This is a genomic window from Bradyrhizobium sp. NBAIM08 (genome assembly GCF_020193935.1).
GTDB lineage: Bacteria > Pseudomonadota > Alphaproteobacteria > Rhizobiales > Xanthobacteraceae > Bradyrhizobium > Bradyrhizobium yuanmingense.
Window position 1 is genome coordinate 365,950 of record NZ_JADYVR010000003.1, and the last position, 17,169, is coordinate 383,118.

The 17,169-nt window shown below is 64.8% G+C and carries 11 protein-coding genes; 3 read left to right on the plus strand and 8 right to left on the minus strand.

The window, feature by feature from the left end:
* Positions 1–11 precede the first annotated feature (11 nt).
* Positions 12–1,958, minus strand: coding sequence for a maltotransferase domain-containing protein (locus I6F37_RS12605; protein WP_036027301.1), 1,947 nt, complete (start codon positions 1,956–1,958; stop codon positions 12–14).
* A 204-nt stretch (positions 1,959–2,162) separates the two neighbouring features.
* Here I6F37_RS12605 and malQ point away from each other — a divergent pair, with 204 nt between their 5' ends.
* Both malQ and I6F37_RS12615 read left to right on the plus strand, forming a co-directional pair.
* Complete coding sequence (malQ, locus tag I6F37_RS12610) at positions 2,163–4,124, plus strand: 4-alpha-glucanotransferase (RefSeq protein ID WP_225151344.1); 1,962 nt, start codon at positions 2,163–2,165, stop codon at positions 4,122–4,124.
* Between the two features lie 30 nt (positions 4,125–4,154).
* Positions 4,155–5,957 carry a glycoside hydrolase family 15 protein gene (locus tag I6F37_RS12615; protein ID WP_225139150.1) on the plus strand — a complete coding sequence of 601 codons (1,803 nt, stop codon included), beginning with the start codon at positions 4,155–4,157 and terminating at the stop codon, positions 5,955–5,957.
* Positions 5,958–6,159: 202 nt separating this feature from the next.
* Here I6F37_RS12615 and I6F37_RS12620 read toward each other — a convergent pair whose 3' ends face one another.
* Genes I6F37_RS12620 through I6F37_RS12650 form a run of 7 tightly spaced genes read right to left on the minus strand, consistent with a single transcriptional unit; the run spans position 6,160 to position 14,352 of the window.
* A complete protein-coding gene (locus tag I6F37_RS12620; RefSeq protein ID WP_036007272.1) occupies positions 6,160–6,837 on the minus strand; it encodes a phytanoyl-CoA dioxygenase family protein in 678 nt (225 codons plus the stop codon).
* Positions 6,838–6,861: 24 nt separating this feature from the next.
* On the minus strand, positions 6,862–7,674 hold the full coding sequence (locus I6F37_RS12625) for a Cof-type HAD-IIB family hydrolase (RefSeq protein WP_036007275.1): 813 nt from the start codon (positions 7,672–7,674) through the stop codon (positions 6,862–6,864).
* The gene (locus I6F37_RS12630; RefSeq protein ID WP_036007277.1) at positions 7,671–8,213 is read right to left on the minus strand and encodes a gluconokinase; all 543 of its coding nucleotides are present in this window, start codon (positions 8,211–8,213) and stop codon (positions 7,671–7,673) included. The genes I6F37_RS12625 and I6F37_RS12630 overlap by 4 nt, the downstream gene beginning before the upstream one ends.
* Positions 8,200–8,949, minus strand: coding sequence for a 6-phosphogluconolactonase (pgl, locus tag I6F37_RS12635; RefSeq protein WP_036007279.1), 750 nt, complete (start codon positions 8,947–8,949; stop codon positions 8,200–8,202). Before pgl ends, I6F37_RS12630 begins: the two co-directional genes overlap by 14 nt.
* A complete protein-coding gene (gene zwf, locus I6F37_RS12640) occupies positions 8,949–10,460 on the minus strand; it encodes a glucose-6-phosphate dehydrogenase (protein WP_036007281.1) in 1,512 nt (503 codons plus the stop codon). Before zwf ends, pgl begins: the two co-directional genes overlap by 1 nt.
* 29 nt (positions 10,461–10,489) lie before the next feature.
* Positions 10,490–11,488 (minus strand): phosphogluconate dehydrogenase (NAD(+)-dependent, decarboxylating), encoded by a 999-nt coding sequence (gnd, locus tag I6F37_RS12645; protein WP_036007326.1) that lies wholly within the window; start codon positions 11,486–11,488, stop codon positions 10,490–10,492.
* 14 nt (positions 11,489–11,502) lie between these two features.
* On the minus strand, positions 11,503–14,352 hold the full coding sequence (locus tag I6F37_RS12650; RefSeq protein WP_036007282.1) for a bifunctional transaldolase/phosoglucose isomerase: 2,850 nt from the start codon (positions 14,350–14,352) through the stop codon (positions 11,503–11,505).
* Positions 14,353–15,206: 854 nt separating this feature from the next.
* On the opposite strand from I6F37_RS12650, the gene I6F37_RS12655 reads away from it, so the two are divergent.
* Positions 15,207–17,150 (plus strand): PrkA family serine protein kinase, encoded by a 1,944-nt coding sequence (locus tag I6F37_RS12655; RefSeq protein ID WP_036007284.1) that lies wholly within the window; start codon positions 15,207–15,209, stop codon positions 17,148–17,150.
* Positions 17,151–17,169: the final 19 nt, after the last annotated feature.

The following is a 17,169-nucleotide window of genomic DNA, read 5'->3' on the forward strand; positions in this document are numbered from 1 at the left end:
GGCGTGACCCCTTACGCCAGGCAGCGGAACAGAAGTGCCGGATCGCGGTCGGGATCGATACGCAACTTGATGCCGCCCCATTCGATGCGGGACTGTTCGCCGGTGAGGAGGTTTTCGAGTGCCGTCACATGGTGACGCAGCCCGCCGGCGTCAACGGTGAGATCGCCGAGCGGCAGCCAGCATTCTCGCTCACGGCGCGACAGCGCGATCACGACGACGACAATGTTGGCCGGATCGGCCGCCTCCTTGGCGAAGGCGATCGTCTGGCCGTCTTCGATGGCGAGAAAGCGCAAATTCGCGGTCTGCTGGAGCGCCGCGTTCTCGTTGCGGATGCGGTTGAGCGCGGCGATGTACGATTTGATGTTGCCGGGACGATCCCAGTCCCGCTGCCTGATCTGGTACTTCTCGGAATCCAGATATTCTTCGCGGCCGGGAATGGCCTCATGCTCCAGCAGCTCGAATCCGCTGTAGATGCCGTAATTGCCCGAGAGCGTTGCAGCCAGTGCGATCCGCGACTTGAAGGCCCAGGCCTCTCCGCTCTGCAGGTGAAAGGGCAACAGGTCAGGCGTGTTGACGAACATGTTCGGACGGTAGAAATCGGGTTCGGGATAGCGCGTCAGCTCGCCGAGATATTGCTCCAGCTCCCACTTTTCCGTGCGCCAAGGAAAGTATGTGAAGGACTGCGAAAAGCCGAGCTTGGCGAGGCCCTTCATCAGCTTTGGCCGTGCATAGGTCTTGGAGAACAGGATCACGTCGGGATGACGGCGGCTTATGTCGCGGATCAGCCACTCCCAGAACGCGAGCGGCGCGGTGTCGTGATTGTCGATGGCGAAGATGGTTACACCCTTGTCGATCCAGAACAGCATGGCGTCGCGAAACGCATTCCACAGCCCGACGCGATCGACCGAATTGAAGTCGGGGATAACGATGTCGGAATAGGGGCCGTCCGCCGTCTTCACCGAGCGGTCGGGCCGCCATTTGAACCATTCCGGATGCTGCGTCAGCCAGGGATGATCCGGCGAGCACTGCACCGCGAAGTCCAGCGCAAGCTCGAGCCCATATTCAAGACATGTGGCGACCAACGCGCGGAAGTCCTCGATCGTGCCGAGCTCCGGATGCAGCGCATCGTGGCCGCCCTCGGCCGAGCCGATCGCATAGGGCGAGCCGGGATCACCTTCACGGGCCACCGGCGCATTGTTGCGGCCCTTGCGGCTGGTCTTGCCGATCGGGTGGATCGGCGTGAAGTAGAGCACGTCGAAGCCCATCGCGGCGATGTCAGGCACGCGCGCGATGCAGTCGCGCAGCGTGCCATGCCGGCCCGGCAATGCGCTCTGGCTGCGCGGCATCATCTGATACCAGGTGCTGAAGCGGGCCTTGTCGCGGTCGGCAGTCAGCGGGAAGAATGGCGAACGCGTCAGGTCCGGCCGCGACTGGCTCTCGGCCATGGCTTCGCCGAGCTCGGTCGCGAGCAGCGAGGTGATGTCGCCGTTCCTCAGGTAATCTTCGCACTGCCTGATGATGATAGCTGCGGCGTCCTGCCGCGCGCCATGCGCCTTGGTCAAAAGCCCGGCGCCCTCGATCGCATCGAGGCTGACATCGGCCCCGGTGCGCCGCTTTCGCGCGGCGGCGTGCGACCACGTGGCGAACTCGTCGGTCCAGGCTTCGATCGCGTAGACATATTGGCCGGGCTCGGGGGGCGTGAACGCGCCGGACCAGCGGTCATTGCCGTGATGGGTCATCGGCTCGCTCCGCCATTCGCGCTCCTGCTCTCCTCGCCAGATCAGCGCGGCTGAGATCACTGCCTCGCCATCGCGGTAGATGTCGGCCCAGACCTCGACCGGCTCGCCCGCGATCCGCTTCACGGCGAAACGGCCGCCGTCGATCGCGGGATAGACGTCCTCGATCAGGAAAGCGCTGCCGGCCGCGGCACTCTCGACAGTTTGAATTGTCTTGTTCACGGTGATGCCATTGACAAGAAAGCAGGAGCCCGTTTCCCTTGTCGGGAACCCACGCTTGGTACCATGATAGAAAGCCGCTTGTGTGTCATTGGTTCCCTTGGGAACGGCAAGCGCAGTTTGCGAGTTACCCCTGACTAACCTCTTCCGTGATCTCGTTAAAATCGATGCCCCTGGCCAAACCATGGCCTGCAAGCTGCGTGCCGAATGGATCTTTTAGCTCAAGCCCGGATCAAGGGCGTTCAATCCGAATTCATCGATGCCCTCGGCAAGCTGCGGGTCACCGCGCCCGAGGCCCTCAAATCCATCCTCGACGCCCTGCCGGAGAAGCGGGTCTATCGCTTCGTCAGCGGGCCGGTCGTGGTCCGTGCGCTCGGACGCCCGCGCACGGAATTGGCGTCGGTTGGCGCGCCGCCGCTGCAATGGAAAATCGCCGGCAACGGCAATGTGATCGCGGCAGGCGAGACGCGGGAGCCGGTGATCGCCTGGCCGGCGGGCCTGGCGCTCGGGTATCACCGCCTGACGCTGACCGATGCCGAAGGTGCGAGCGAAGACGTGCCGATGATCGTGGCGCCCGAGCGCTGTTTCGGCGGCGATTTCGACCGCGGCTGGCTGCTCGCCGTGCAGCTCTACAGCGTCCGCTCCGACCGCAATTGGGGCATCGGCGATTTCACCGATCTCGCGGGCCTGGTCCGGCTCGCCAAGCAGCTCGGGGCCGACGGCGTCGGGCTCAATCCGCTGCATGTCCTGTTCGACGATCACCCGGCCGATTGCAGCCCCTATTCGCCGAACAGCCGGCTTTTCCTCAACCCGCTCTATATCGACGTCGAGGCGATCCCTGAATTTTCGGCCGACCTCGTGCCCGACGCGGCCGCAACGGCCGCCCGTCTGCGCGAGGGCGACCGCGTCCCTTATACCGACATGGCGGCGCTGAAATGGCTGGGCCTGCGCGCCGCCTTTAACAGCTTCGTGACAAGCGCGAGCGAGGCGCGTCGCAAGGCGTTTGACGCCTTCCGTGCGGAGCGCGCGCCGCTGTTGTCCCGCTTTGCCTGTTTCGAGGTGCTGCGGCATCGTTTCACCGCACCCTGGTGGGAATGGCCGGCGGAATGGCAGCAGCCGGACGAGGCGAAATGCGCCGAGCTGCGTAATGGCGCGGAGAGGCGCGAGGTCGAGTTCGTCGAATTCGTGCAATGGACGGCCGATAGCCAGCTGCATGCCGCCAAGACGCTCGCCGGCCAGCTCGGCATGCGGGTCGGGCTCTATCTCGACGTCGCCGTCGGCGTGCAGTCCAACGGCTTCGATGCCTGGAACGAGCAGACGGCGATCTCGCGTCATCTCGCGGTCGGCGCGCCGCCCGACGTGCTCAACACGATCGGCCAGGATTGGGGCCTTGCCGGCTTCAATGCCGGTGGGCTGGAAGCGCAATCCTTCGTCCCGTTCGCCGACATGCTCGCGGCGTCGATGCGCCATGCCGGCGCCATCAGGCTCGATCACGTGCTCGGCCTGAAACGGCTTTATCTCGTGCCGCGCGGCTTCAAGCCCGACAACGGCGCCTATGTGCAGATGCCGTTCGAGGCGCTGCTGGCCGCCGTGGCGCGCGAGAGCGCGGCCCATAAATGCATCGTGATCGGCGAGGACCTCGGCACCGTGCCGGAGGGTTTCCGGGAGATGATGCAGGATTTCGGCATCTGGTCCTATCTCGTCATGATGTTCGAGCGCGACGATGCCGGCCATTTCCGCAATGTCGACCATTACCGGCCCAATGCGCTGGTGACGCTGAACACCCATGATCTGTCGACCTATGCCGGCTGGCGCTCCTTCGGCGATCTCAAGATGAAGCGCTCGCTCGGGCTCGATCCCGGCGAGAACGACCAGGCGCGATGGGATGCGCTCGGCGGGCTCGACGAGATCCTGCGCCAGAACGGCATCAGCGCCAACGATCTCTACTCTGTGCTGGCCTTCCTGTCGCGCACGCCGTCGCGGCTGCTCGCGGTGTCGATGGAGGATCTGCTCGGCGTGATCGACCAGCCCAACATTCCCGGCACGATCGACGAGCATCCGAACTGGCGCCAGCGCCTGCCGGTCGCGCTCGACAAGATCGCGTCCAAGATCGATCTCGCAGCTTTGAAGGCTGCGACACGGGAACGTTCATTGCCCGGCGGGAATTGAGCCGCCGGGACTTGCCAGGCTCGCACGACATTGGCTCAGAGGATCGAGGACTATGCGCTGATCGGCGATTGCGAGACCGCGGCGCTGGTCGGGCGCAACGGCTCGATCGACTGGCTGTGCTGGCCGGCCTTCGATTCCGACGCCTGCTTCGCCGCCATCCTCGGTACCCACAAAAACGGCCGCTGGCTGGTCGCGCCGAGCGAGGCCGCAACCTCCATCTCGCGGCGCTATCTCGGCAACACCCTCATCCTCGAAACGCGGTTCGAGACGAAGAAAGGCACCGTCGCGCTGATCGATTTCATGCCGCTACGCGGCAAGGCGTCCGACATCGTGCGGCTGGTCCGCGGCATCCGTGGCACCGTGAAGATGCGGATGGAGCTCGTCATCCGCTTCGGCTTCGGCGCGGATATTCCCTGGGTGCGGCGGATCGACCATTCCTTGATGGCCATCGCCGGCCAGGACATGACGGTGCTGCGCACTCCGGTCGAGACCCGCGGCGAGGATCTGACCACCGTCTCGGATTTCGAGGTGAAGGAAGGCGAGACCGTGCCATTCGTGCTGACTTACGGTCCCTCGCATCTCGCCCCGCCTGCGCCGATCGATGCGGAGCTGGCGCTTCAGGAGACCGAAAAATTCTGGGAGGACTGGTGCGGCCATTGCACCCGTGACGGCGACTATCAGGAGCTGGTCCTGCGTTCGCTGATCACGCTGAAGGCGCTGACCTTCGCGCCGACCGGCGGCATCGTCGCGGCACCCACCACCTCCTTGCCGGAGAAGCTCGGAGGCAGCAGGAACTGGGACTATCGCTTCTGCTGGCTGCGCGATGCCACCTTCACGCTGCTGGCGCTGATGAACTCGGGCTACACCGAGGAAGCCCTGGCCTGGCACAATTGGCTGCTGCGCGCCGCGGCCGGCTCGCCCGCGAACATGCAGATCATGTACGGCATCTGGGGCCAGCGGCGCCTCCTGGAATGGGAGGCGGGCTGGCTCGGCGGCTACGAGGGGGCGCAGCCGGTGCGCGTCGGCAATGCCGCCCACGCGCAGCTCCAGCTCGATGTTTACGGCGAATTGATCGACGCCTTCCACCAGTCGCGCATGGCGAGGCTCAAGCTCGACGACGAGACGACCTGGGCGCTGGAATGCGCCGTGCTCAATCATCTGGCCGAAGTCTGGGACCGGCCCGACCACGGCATCTGGGAGCGGCGCGGCCAGCCCAAGCACTATGTCTTCTCCAAGGTGATGACCTGGGTCGCCTTCGACCGCGGCATCAAGAGCGCCGAGACCTTCGGCTTCAAGGCGCCGCTGCTGCACTGGCGTGCGCTACGCGAAGCCATTCATCGAGATGTCTGCAACAGGGGATTCGATGCGGAGGAGAATGCGTTCGTCGAATCCTACGGCTCGAAGATGCTCGACGCCAGCGTGCTGCTGCTGCCCGCCGTCGGCTTCCTGCCGGCGGACGACCCGCGCATCCGCGGCACCATCGCCGCGGCCGAAAAATGCCTGATGCGCGACGGTTTCGTGCTGCGGCACGACCCGCGCGAGCTGCCCCCGGACCAGCCGCCGCTCGAAGGCGCCTTCCTGGCCTGTACCCTATGGCTCGCCGATGCCTATGTGCTGTCGGGCGATCTCGACAAGGCGCAAGTTCTGCTTGACCGCGTGGTCGGCATCGCCAACGACGTCGGGCTGCTGGCCGAAGAATACGATTCCGTGGCCCGCCGCCAGACCGGCAATTTCCCGCAGGCGCTGACCCACATCGCGCTGATCAACACGGCGCACAATTTATCGGCGGCAAGGCAGGGCAGCGAGAAGCCGGCAGTGCAGCGGTCGAAGTAGGAAGCGCCGTCAGGCGCTTTTGCCTCCACGAGCACGGTGCACTCCCTCTCCCGCTTGCGGGAGAGGGTTGGGGAGAGGGTGTCTCCGCTGGGCGAACCCCCAAGAGGAGAGAACCCTCACCCGCCGCTACGCGCCGACCTCTCCCGCAAGGGGGAGAGGTGAACGAGCCGCGGCAATCGATTCGACCTAAAGCCACTCCGCTTTAGACCCCAAGCCACTCCAGACCGCCCGGAAGCTCGCTGACGGCAAAGTCGACTTGCAGGACGCGGCGATGCATTGGGGAGGTGGCGGCGTCAGACGCGTGGAGAATCGGCGTTGCGTACAGCCAGAGGTCGCCGGCATCAGCCAGACACGCAACCGTGTCGCAACGTCGAACGACGTCCCGCACCTCATCTTCCGGAATCCGCCCGAGCTTGTGCGAGCCGGGCGCGATCAGCAGCGGCGCATTGCTGGCCGGGACCGGATCGATATGAACCCGCAGGGTCACCATGCCTGACAGCAACGCAAAGGGTGGCTCGACATGCTGCATGCCGCTCTTGATGCTCCAGATGTCGAAGTCATCGACCGGAATACGCTCCTTCACCGCGATGGTGCGGTCCTGATGCCAGCCGAGGGCCCAGTTCGTCGCGGCCGTCTTGTCGAACAGGATGGCCCTGACCGGGCGGCATGCCTCCCCAAGCACCGACGCAGCACAGCTTCCGACATCTCCGCTGGCGACAAGGAAGGGGGCGAGAGCGTCGATGCCTCTCAACCTCAGTCCGGCGTGATCGGGCGGCAAATGGGACAGGGCTGCCCCGAGTTCGTGTACTCGATCGGATGTCAGCGCCCGGCGGAACAGCTGCGCGCCGTCGTGCTGGAAGGTGAGCCGCTCAATTTCCAAAATTACGCACCATTGGCCGATCGCTCAGCCCATCCCATTCCGCGTCAAGATCATCTCCATCGCCTCGGCAAAACCGTCCTGCTCGTTGGTCGCAGTGACGTGCGTCGCCTCGTCCTTGACGTTGTCGGCGGCGTTGCCCATGGCGATCGAGGTGCCGCTGACGCGGAACATCGCGAGGTCGTTCTGCATGTCGCCGATGGTGGCGACCGCGTCGGTCGAGATGCCGAGGCGCTTGGCCATCGCTTGCACGAACGTGCCCTTGTTGAAGCCCGGCGGGGTGATGTCGAGATAATAGGTCTGCGAGCGCACCGCGGTCGCCGCGCTGCCGAGGGCTTCCTGCATCACCTTCTCGCACGCCTCGAGCCGGGCGGCGTCGGCGCTGGCGCCGACGATCTTACAGGCGCTGGCAAGATAGGGCGAGAAGTCAGTCACGATCGTCGGATCGGAGCGGATCGTGTGCCGCTCGTGCGCGACGTAGCTGCCGCTGGGATTGTCGATCAGCCATTTGTCGGTGGTGAACAGCCAGATATCGGCGCCGTAATCGCGGAGGATCTGCAAGGTGCGCTCGGCCGCGCGCGCGGGAATCAGGTGCTGCTCGACCGGCCGCATCTCGGGATCGACGATCGAGGAGCCGTTGAACGGCCCAACCGGCAGCCACAGCGCCAGCGGCTCGATCAAGAAGCGCATGCCGATCGCCGGACGGCTGGAGGTGATGGTGAAACCGATGCCAGCCTGGTGCAGCCGCTGCACGGCGTTCTTCGCGCGCTCCGTTAGCGTTTTGTCCTTGGTCAGCAGCGTGCCGTCGACGTCGGAGACCACGAGTGAGATTTGGGTCATGGCAGAACCTTGGGTGTTGCGCCGCCCAGTTTGAGCTGCCGCACGATGCCGTCTACGATCGCCTCGACGGTCTCGTCGATCGAGACGGTGATGACGTGCTCGCCCGGCTCCGGAGGCTCCAGCGTCTCGAACTGGCTGGCGAGCAGTCCGGGCGGCATGAAGTGCCCCTTGCGCTGCGCGAGCCGCTCGGCGATCAGCTCCTTCGTGCCCTTCAGGAACACGAAGCGGACGTCATCGCGTCCGCGCAGCAGCACGTCGCGATAGGCGTGCTTCAGCGCCGAGCAGGCGATGATGACGTGCTCGCCGCGGCCGCAGACCCGCGCGATCTCGTCGGCGATGGCATTCAGCCAGGGCCAGCGATCTTCGTCGGTGAGGGGATGTCCGGCTCGCATCTTCTCGACATTGCTGGCGGGATGGAAGCTGTCGCCGTCCTCGAAGCGCCAGCCGAGGCGCTCGCCGAGCGCCTTCGCGACCGTGCTCTTGCCCGAGCCCGACACGCCCATCACGATCAATGCACAGGGTGCTTCAGCGCGGCCCACGAATGTCCTCCGGAAGCGCGGCCCTGTCGACCAGCCAGACGGTTTCGCCGTCCGAGCGCGCGCGTAAGGCCGGCAGATTCTCGCCATTGCAGAGGCGCGTCAAGATCGGCCGCTTGTCGTGCCCGGCAATCTCGAACAGCATCTCGCGGCAGGAGGCCAAAGCGGGCAGGGTGAGCGAGACCCGCGGCACGAACGGCGCAACGTTCGCCTTGGGAACGCCGACGACCCAGCGTCGGGTCTCCTCGATCTCGGGGTAACCGGGAAACAGCGAGGCGGTGTGGCCGTCCGGTCCGGCGCCCATCAGGACGAGATCGAACAGCGGACGTGCGGGATCGAGCTGGTCTCCGCCATAGAAGGCCTGCAGCTCACGCGCGTAGGCTTCCGCAGCGGCATCGGGATTGTCGGCTGTGGTCGGGATCGGGTGAATATGGCCGGCGGGCGCGTGGCGATCGAGAAAGGTCGCGCGGGCGACCGCCATGTTGTTGAGGGGATCGCTGTCGGGCACGAAACGCTCGTCGCCGATGAACCAGTGCACGCGCTCCCACGGAATCCTGCCGCGCCAGGCCTCGCTGCCGAGCAACTGATACAGCGTCCTCGGGCTGGAGCCGCCGGTGAGGCAGATTGCAATCCGGCCGGCATTGGCCGCGATCCGCGCCAGCACGCGTTCGGCCGCGGCGCGGGCGAGAGCTTCGGCATCGGCCTCGACGATCAGCTTCGGCTGCTCGGCCTGAGCCATCACGAGAACTTCCGCCAGCTTCGCCCGTCGCGCCGGAGCAGCTCGTCGGCGCAGGCAGGGCCGTCGCTGCCGGCTTCATAGGTTTCGATGCCGTTGCTGCCCGCGCCCTTCCAGGCATCCAGGAACGGCTGCACGGCCTGCCAGCCGGCCTCGATGCCGTCGGCGCGCTGGAACAGGATGTTGTCGCCGATCATGCAGTCGTAGATCAGCGTCTCATAGCCGGTCGAGGGATCGGCGCGGAAATAGTCGCCATAGCGGAACTTCATCTCGACGCCGTCGATGGTGATGCTCGGCCCCGGGATCTTGGCGTTGAACTGCAGCTCGATGGTCTCAGTCGGCGCGATGCCGATGGTGAGGAAGTTCTGCGACAGCCGGTCGACGTCCGTCCCTGAGAACATCGACAGCGGTGCCTGCTTGAACTTGATCGCGACTTCGGTGCGCTTGTGGCCGAGCGCCTTGCCGGTGCGCAAGTAGAACGGGACGCCGGCCCAGCGCCAATTGTCGATCATCAGCTTGAGCGCGACAAAGGTCTCGGTGGTGCTGTCGGGCTTGACGTCCGCGGTCTTGCGATAGTCCGTGATCTCGTCGTCGCCGCTGCGGCCCGCGAGATATTGCGCGCGCACCGAATTCTTCAGTGCGTCCTCCCGGCTGGGCAGCTGGATCGATGTCAGCACGTCCGCCTTCTCGGAGCGTACGGAATGTGCGTCGAAGCGGGCGGGAGGCTCCATCGCGACCAGCGACATCAGCTGGAACAGGTGGTTCGGCACCATGTCGCGCAGCGCGCCGGTGGCATCATAGAAGCCGCCGCGGTGGCCGACCCCGAGCTTCTCTTCCACGGTGATCTGGATGTGGTCGATGTGGTTGCGATTCCAGATGGGCTCGAACATGCCGTTGGCAAAGCGCAGCACCAGGATGTTCTGCACCGTTTCCTTGCCGAGATAATGATCAATCCGGTAGATCTGGTGCTCGTCCATGATCTTCAAGAGTTCGGCATTCAGCGCGCGGGCCGAGGCCAGATCGGTGCCGAACGGCTTTTCGATCACGAGCCGCCGCCAGGCGCCGTTCTCCCTCATCATGCCGGTGCGGCCGAGCTCCCGCGCGGTCGGCGCGAACGCGGCCGGCGGCGTTGCCAGATAGAACAGCCGGTTGCCGCCGGTGTCCTGCGCGCATTCCAGCGAATCCAGATGCTGGCGCAGGCGGTCGAAGGAGGGCGGATCCTTTGCGTCGGCCTCGACGAAGGTCACGCATTCCAAAAGCCTCGTCGCGATGTCGTCGTCCACCGGGCGCGTCGCGAATTGCCGCAAGCCCTTCAGCAGGCTGTCGCGCAGCTCCTCATCCGACTGGCCCCTGCGGGCGACGCCGACGACGCAGAATTTCTCCGGCAGAAGATGCTCGGCGGCCAGGTTGTAGAGCGAGGGCATCACCAGGCGATGGGTGAGATCGCCGGTGACGCCGAAGATGACGAAGGCGCAATTTTCCGGCTTGCGCTTTGGCTGCGGGTCTTTTGTCACGAATGGTCAGCCTTCGCTTGGTTTACTCGTTACTTCGGCTTCGCCGCGCCCGGCTGCTTCGGCTCCTTGTGTCCGCCGAACCCTGCGCGCATCGCCGAGAGAATTTTTTCAGCGAAGGTGTGTTCCCGGCGGGAACGGAAACGTGTGTAGAGCGCCGCGGTCAAAACCTCGGCCGGCACGGCCTCGTCGACCGCCGCATTCACGGTCCAGCGGCCTTCGCCGGAATCCTCCACGAAGCCGGAATATTCCGACAGTTGCGGACTGTCGGCGAGGGCAGTCGAGGTGAGGTCGAGCAGCCAGGACGGAATCACGCTGCCACGCCGCCACACTTCAGCGATGTCGGCGAGATCGAAATCGTAGCGATGATCCGCCGGCAAAGCCTCGATATTGGCATTCCTGAGGATGTCGAAACCTTCGGCATAGGCCTGCATCAGGCCGTACTCGATGCCGTTGTGGATCATCTTGACGAAATGGCCTGCGCCGACGGGCCCGGCGTGGATGTAGCCTTGTTCGACGCGGGGATCGCGGCCCTGGCGCCCCGGCGTGCGCGGAATGTCGCCGGCGCCCGGCGCGAGCGCCGCGAAGATCGGATCGAGCCGGTCGACCACCTGCTTCTCGCCGCCGATCATCATGCAGTAACCGCGGTCGAGCCCCCAAACGCCGCCTGAGGTGCCGACATCGACATAATGGATGCCGCGCGCCTTCAGCGCCTTGCCGCGGCGGACGTCGTCCTGCCAGAAGGTGTTGCCGCCGTCGATGATGACGTCGCCTTCCTGCATCACACCGGCGATCGTCTCGATCGTGGTCTCGGTGATGCGTCCTGCCGGCAGCATCACCCAGGCCGTGCGCGGCCGCTCCAGCTTTGCGACGAACTCTTCCAGCGTCGCCGAGCCGGCCGCGCCATCGGCGGCAAGGCCGGCGACGGCCTTGGCGTCCTTGTCGTAGACCACCGTCGAATGCCCGTGCCGCATCAGGCGGCGAACGATGTTGCCGCCCATTCGGCCGAGGCCGATCATGCCGAGTTGCATCTGCATTATTCCCTTTAGTTCAGCGCGTCGTTGAGCGCTGCATTTAGCGCGGCGAGGCCTTTCTTGAGCCCGCCCTTCAGGTGCACCCGCAGCGCACGCCGGCCGCGTTCCGTCAGCACGTCGAAATCGCCGCGCGCCTGCGCCGCCTTGATCACGCCGAAGCTCGCCTTCTGGCCCGGCACAGGCAGGTCCTTGGCGTCGTCGGCGGTGATCTGGAGGAACACGCCGCTGTCGGGCCCGCCCTTGTAGGCCTGTCCCGTCGAATGCAAGAAGCGCGGGCCGAACTCGGCGCAGGTCGCGACATGCCGCTTCTCGCGCACCTCTAGGCGCATGGCCTGGAGCGCATCGATCGTGGCCTTGTCGCGCGCGATGTAGCCGAGCAGGGCGAAGTAGTCTCCGTCGCTGGATCGCGACAGATGCGCCTTCAGCCAGGAGCCGAGATCGCCATTGGCGCCGGCGGCGCGCAGCGCCGTGGCATTGGCTTCGTCGGTGTAGAGATCGGCTTCCTTGGTGCTGACCACCGGCTCTTCCGCCGGCAGCTTGCCGGTCTTCTCGAACGCGGCGGTGAGCTCGCGGGTCTTGATCTTGGCCGCTTCGACGTCCGGCTGGTCGAACGGGTTAATGCCGAGAATGCTGCCGGCCACGGCGGTTGCCATCTCGAAGCGGAAGAATTCCTGGCCGAGATGCTCGATCGACTTCATGACGATGCGCACCACGGGGTGACCCGCCGCCTCGATCGCTGCAAGCTGGGAATCGTGTGCTGCATCCGCTTCGCCTTCGACGCGGATGTCGATGAAGAAACGGTCGTTGCCGTAGACGGAGGGATCGCCCAGCGGCTCGCCCTCGATCGGGATCAGGCCCTTGCCCTCCTTGCCGGTCGATTCCGCGATCAGCTGCTCGGCCCAGGCGCCGAAATCGGCGATCTTCTTCGACGCCAGGATCGTCACCTTGTCGCGGCCTTCGAGTCCCGCGAGACCTATGGCAAGGCCGAGCTGCACGCCCGGGTTTTCGGACGGCGGCACATCGGGGCCGCAGGAGCGGGCCATCGCCAGCGCATGCTTGACGAAGCTCTTGACGTCGATGCCCGCGGTTGCCGCCGGCACCAAGCCGAAGGGCGAGAGCACCGAATAGCGTCCGCCGATCGAGGGCTCGCCATGGAAGATGCGGGCGTAGTTCAGCTGCTTCGCCGCCTTCTCCAGCGACGAGCCGGGGTCGGTCACCGCGATGAAGCGATGCCCGGTCTTCACCTTTGCACCCACCGCCTTGGCAACCTGCTCGTGGAAATAGTCCTTCATCGCGTTCGGCTCGGTGGTGCCGCCGGACTTGCTGGAGACGATGAAGACGGTGTTGGCGATGTCGATCTTCGCCTCCATCGCCCGCACCTGTGCCGGATCGGTGGAGTCGAGCACGTGCAGCTTGGGGAAGCCGGGCTTCTTGCCGAAGGTCTCCGCCAGCACCTCGGGGCCGAGGCTGGAACCGCCCATGCCGAGCACGACGGCGTCGGAGAATTTCTGGCCCTTCACGCGGCCCGCATAGTCCTCGTAATCGGCAATGTCGGCCTTCGCCGGGCTGTCGAGCCAGCCCAGCCATTTGTCCTCGTCCGCGCCGGTCCAGACCGCCTTGTCGCGCTGCCACACCCTGCGGATCTTGGCCGACGCCCGCCATTCCTCCGTGGTCTTGGCCAGCGCCTTGCCGAGCGCCTCGCCCAGCGAAAGCTGCTGGCGGTCGAGTGCGGGCCCGAGCACGACGGCGCGCTTGTGGGCGACGGCGCCGTAGAGCTTGTCGGCGGCATCCGCAAACAGCTTGACGCCGTCCTTGACCAGCTCCTCGGCGATCGCATCGAGCGAGATGCCGGAGCGCTCCAGCTCGTCCAGCACGCGCTTCGCGTCCTCGACGTTCTCTTCCAGGCTGTCGCGCGGCTTGCCGTGGTCGCGGAACGCATCCAGCGTTGCCGGCGGCACGGTGTTGATGGTGTCCGGGCCGATCAGCTCCTCGACATAGAGGACGTCGCTGTAATCCTTGTTCTTGGTGCCGGTGGAGGCCCACAGCATGCGCTGCGGCTTGGCGCCCTTGGCGGCGAGCCTCTCCCAGCGGGGGCCTGCGAACAGGCGCTTGTAGTCCTGGTAGGCGAGCTTGGCGTTGGCGATCGCCACCTTGCCCTTGAGCGCGGCGAGACGTTCCTTCTCGGACGGATCGTTGGCGCGGGCGATCTTCTCGTCCAGCTGCTTGTCGACCACCGAATCGATCCGGCTGACGAAGAAGCTGGCGACGCTGGCCACATGCGACGGATCGCCGCCGCCGGCGACGTAGGTCTCCAGACCGGCGATGTAGGCCTCGGCCACCTCGAGATAGACGGCCTTGGAGAACAGCAGCGTGATATTGATGCTGATGCCCTCGCTGATCAGCTGCTCGATCGCCGGCAGGCCCTCCGGCGTCGCCGGCACCTTCACCATCAGGTTCTTGCGACCGACGTCCTTCCAGAGCCGCCGCGCCTCCGCGACCGTGCCTGATGTGTCCATTGCGAGATAGGGGGAGACCTCCAGGCTGACATAGCCGTCGCCGCCCTTGAGGCGGTCATAGACCGGGCGCAGCACGTCGGCGGCGTTCTGGATGTCCTCGATCGCGACGGCCTCGAACAGGTCGGCCACATTGCGGTCGCCGCGCTTCAGCGCCTTGCCGATCGGAGCGTCATATTCGTCCGAGCTGCCGATCGCCTTCTCGAAGATCGACGGGTTGGAGGTGACGCCCTTGACGCCGTCGGTGTCGATCAGCCGCTTCAGGTCGCCCTTGGCGATGAAACCGCGGGCCAGGAAGTCGAGCCAGACCGCCTGTCCGTGCTTTTCCAGTTCTTTGACGGGATTCATGATGCCTATTTATCTCCAAGCCTGCGGACGAGGGGTTTTCGCGAAGGTCCTGACGCGCTATCCTCTAGCCTACATGCACCCGGGAGGGAACCAATCAAGGGTGCGGGAGTCATACCCTCCAGTGTAACTCCGTCGCGATCATGGCGATCCCGGCGGTCACGCTCACTGTTGCGTAAAGGTCGTTCGCCATCCGGCCGATCTGAGCGCTTCGCTGCCCCAACGGGCATGTCGTCGTCATCCACTCCTACGCATCCGCGATCTCCGCATCGACATTGAATTTCTGCCACGGGGTTCGATGGCGGAGATCTTGCTCGAAGATTGCCGCGGTCACGAAATGATCGTGCTGAGGCCGACACCGGACATGCGAAGAGCTCCGCAGCATCCCGAGCCGGCGCTACGCGCAGAACGATCGCGTTGTCATCCGTCGGGGTGGGCCTGGCCTGGCAGCGACTGTGACACGGTGCTGCGCGTTGCCGCGACGTACAGGCTGCCAGCACACCGCATTGCAGCAGGAAGATGAACGGGGACCGCAAGGCTTCGCCGTACAAGCGTCATAAGATCGCCGCTCCCCGATCGCTATGCTGCACCGCCGGATGGGGCCATCCCCGGGAACGCCCGGATGTGGCGACCGAGTGACATTTTCTGGAAATGAGCCAGAATAGACAGAGATTCGCACAAATTACAGGCAGGTGCCTGTTCGTAACTCATGGAGTGCCTACGTTGTGCGTTGCGTCGAGTCGGCACCCGGGTGTCCAATGACTGTCATGTGCTCACGCTGATTCGAAACGGCCTGAGGAACGGTCCGGTAACTGCTTTCGTTTCAGCTTGTAGCGGAACTCACGCGGAGAGGGATCATGTACAACGATTCTCTATTCAACGCTTTCGCTCGGTCGTTCGAGGCGAGAAGCCAGCACGACATGTCGATGGCGGAATATCTGGAATCGTGTCGAAGCGATCCCATGAAATACGCGAACGCGGCTGAACGACTGCTAGCGGCGATCGGTGAGCCTCAGACGATTGACACGGCCAAGGACCCACGCCTTGGCCGTATTTTTTTGAACCGCACCATCCGCACCTATCCAGCCTTCGCCGGCTTCTACGGCATGGAAGAAACCATCGAGCGCATCGTCGGTTTCTTCCGCCATGCGGCGCAAGGTCTCGAAGAGCGCAAGCAGATCCTCTACCTGCTCGGCCCGGTCGGCGGCGGCAAGTCCTCGCTCGCCGAGCGGCTCAAGTCGCTGATGGAAGTGCAGCCGATCTACGTGCTCAAGGCCGGCGACGAGCTCTCGCCGGTGTTCGAGAGCCCGCTCAGCCTGTTCGATCCCGATCAGCTCGGTCCGATGCTGGAGGAGAAGTACGGCATTCCGCGCCGTCGCCTCACCGGCCTGATGAGCCCCTGGTGCTACAAGCGGCTCGAAGCCTTCGGCGGCGACATCTCGCAATTCCGGGTCGCCAAGATCCAGCCGTCGCGGCTGCGCCAGATCGCGATCGCCAAGACCGAGCCCGGTGACGAGAACAACCAGGACATCTCCTCGCTGGTCGGCAAGGTCGACATCCGCAAGCTCGAGACCTACGCCCAGAACGATCCCGACGCCTACAGCTATTCCGGCGGTCTCAACCGCGCCAACCAGGGCGTGCTCGAGTTCGTCGAGATGTTCAAGGCGCCGATCAAGATGCTGCACCCGTTGCTGACCGCAACCCAGGAAGGCAACTATATCGGCACCGAGAACATCGGCGCGATCCCGTTCACCGGCATCATCCTGGCGCACTCGAACGAGGCCGAGTGGGCGAGCTTCAAGGCCAACAAGAACAACGAAGCCTTCATCGACCGCATCTGCGTCATCAAGGTGCCCTACTGCCTCAGGGTCACCGAGGAGCAGAAGATCTACGAGAAGCTGATCCAGGGCTCCGAGCTCGCCTCGGCTCCTTGCGCGCCGTCGACGCTGGAGACGCTGGCGCGGTTCTCGGTGATGTCGCGCCTGCGCAAGCACGAGAACTCCACCCTGTTCGCCAAGATGCGGGTCTACGACGGCGAGAGCCTGAAGGAATCCGATCCGAAGGCGCGCAGCGTCCAGGAATATCGCGACGCCGCCGGCGTCGACGAAGGCATGGATGGCGCCTCGACCCGCTTCGCCTTCAAGATCCTGGCTGCGACGTTCAACCACGATCCGCAGGAGGTGGCCGCCGACGCCGTGCATCTGATGTACGCGCTGGAGCAGGCGATCCGCCGCGAGCAGCTGCCTGAGGAGACCGAGAAACGCTATCTCGAGTTCATCAAGGCCGAGCTCGCACCGCGCTACGCCGAGTTCATCGGCAACGAGATCCAGAAGGCTTATCTCGAATCCTACTCGGATTATGGGCAGAACCTGTTCGATCGCTACGTCGACTATGCCGACGCCTGGATCGAGGACCAGGACTTCAAGGATCCCGATACCGGCCAGTTGCTCGATCGCGAGCTTTTGAACCAGGAGCTGACGAAAATCGAGAAGCCGGCGGGCATCGCCAACCCCAAGGATTTCCGCAACGAGGTCGTCAAATTCTCGTTACGCTCCCGGGCCCAGAACGGCGGCAAAAACCCGACCTGGACCTCCTACGAGAAGATTCGCGATGTGATCGAAAAGCGGATATTCTCCCAAGTCGAGGACCTGCTTCCGGTCATCTCCTTCGGGTCGAAGAAGGACGGCGAGACGGAGAAGAAGCACGGCGAGTTCGTCGCACGCATGGTGGAGCGCGGCTATACCGAACGTCAGGTTCGCCGCCTCGTCGAATGGTACATGCGCGTGAAGCAGGCCGGTTGAGGCGGATGGGAGGCGAATG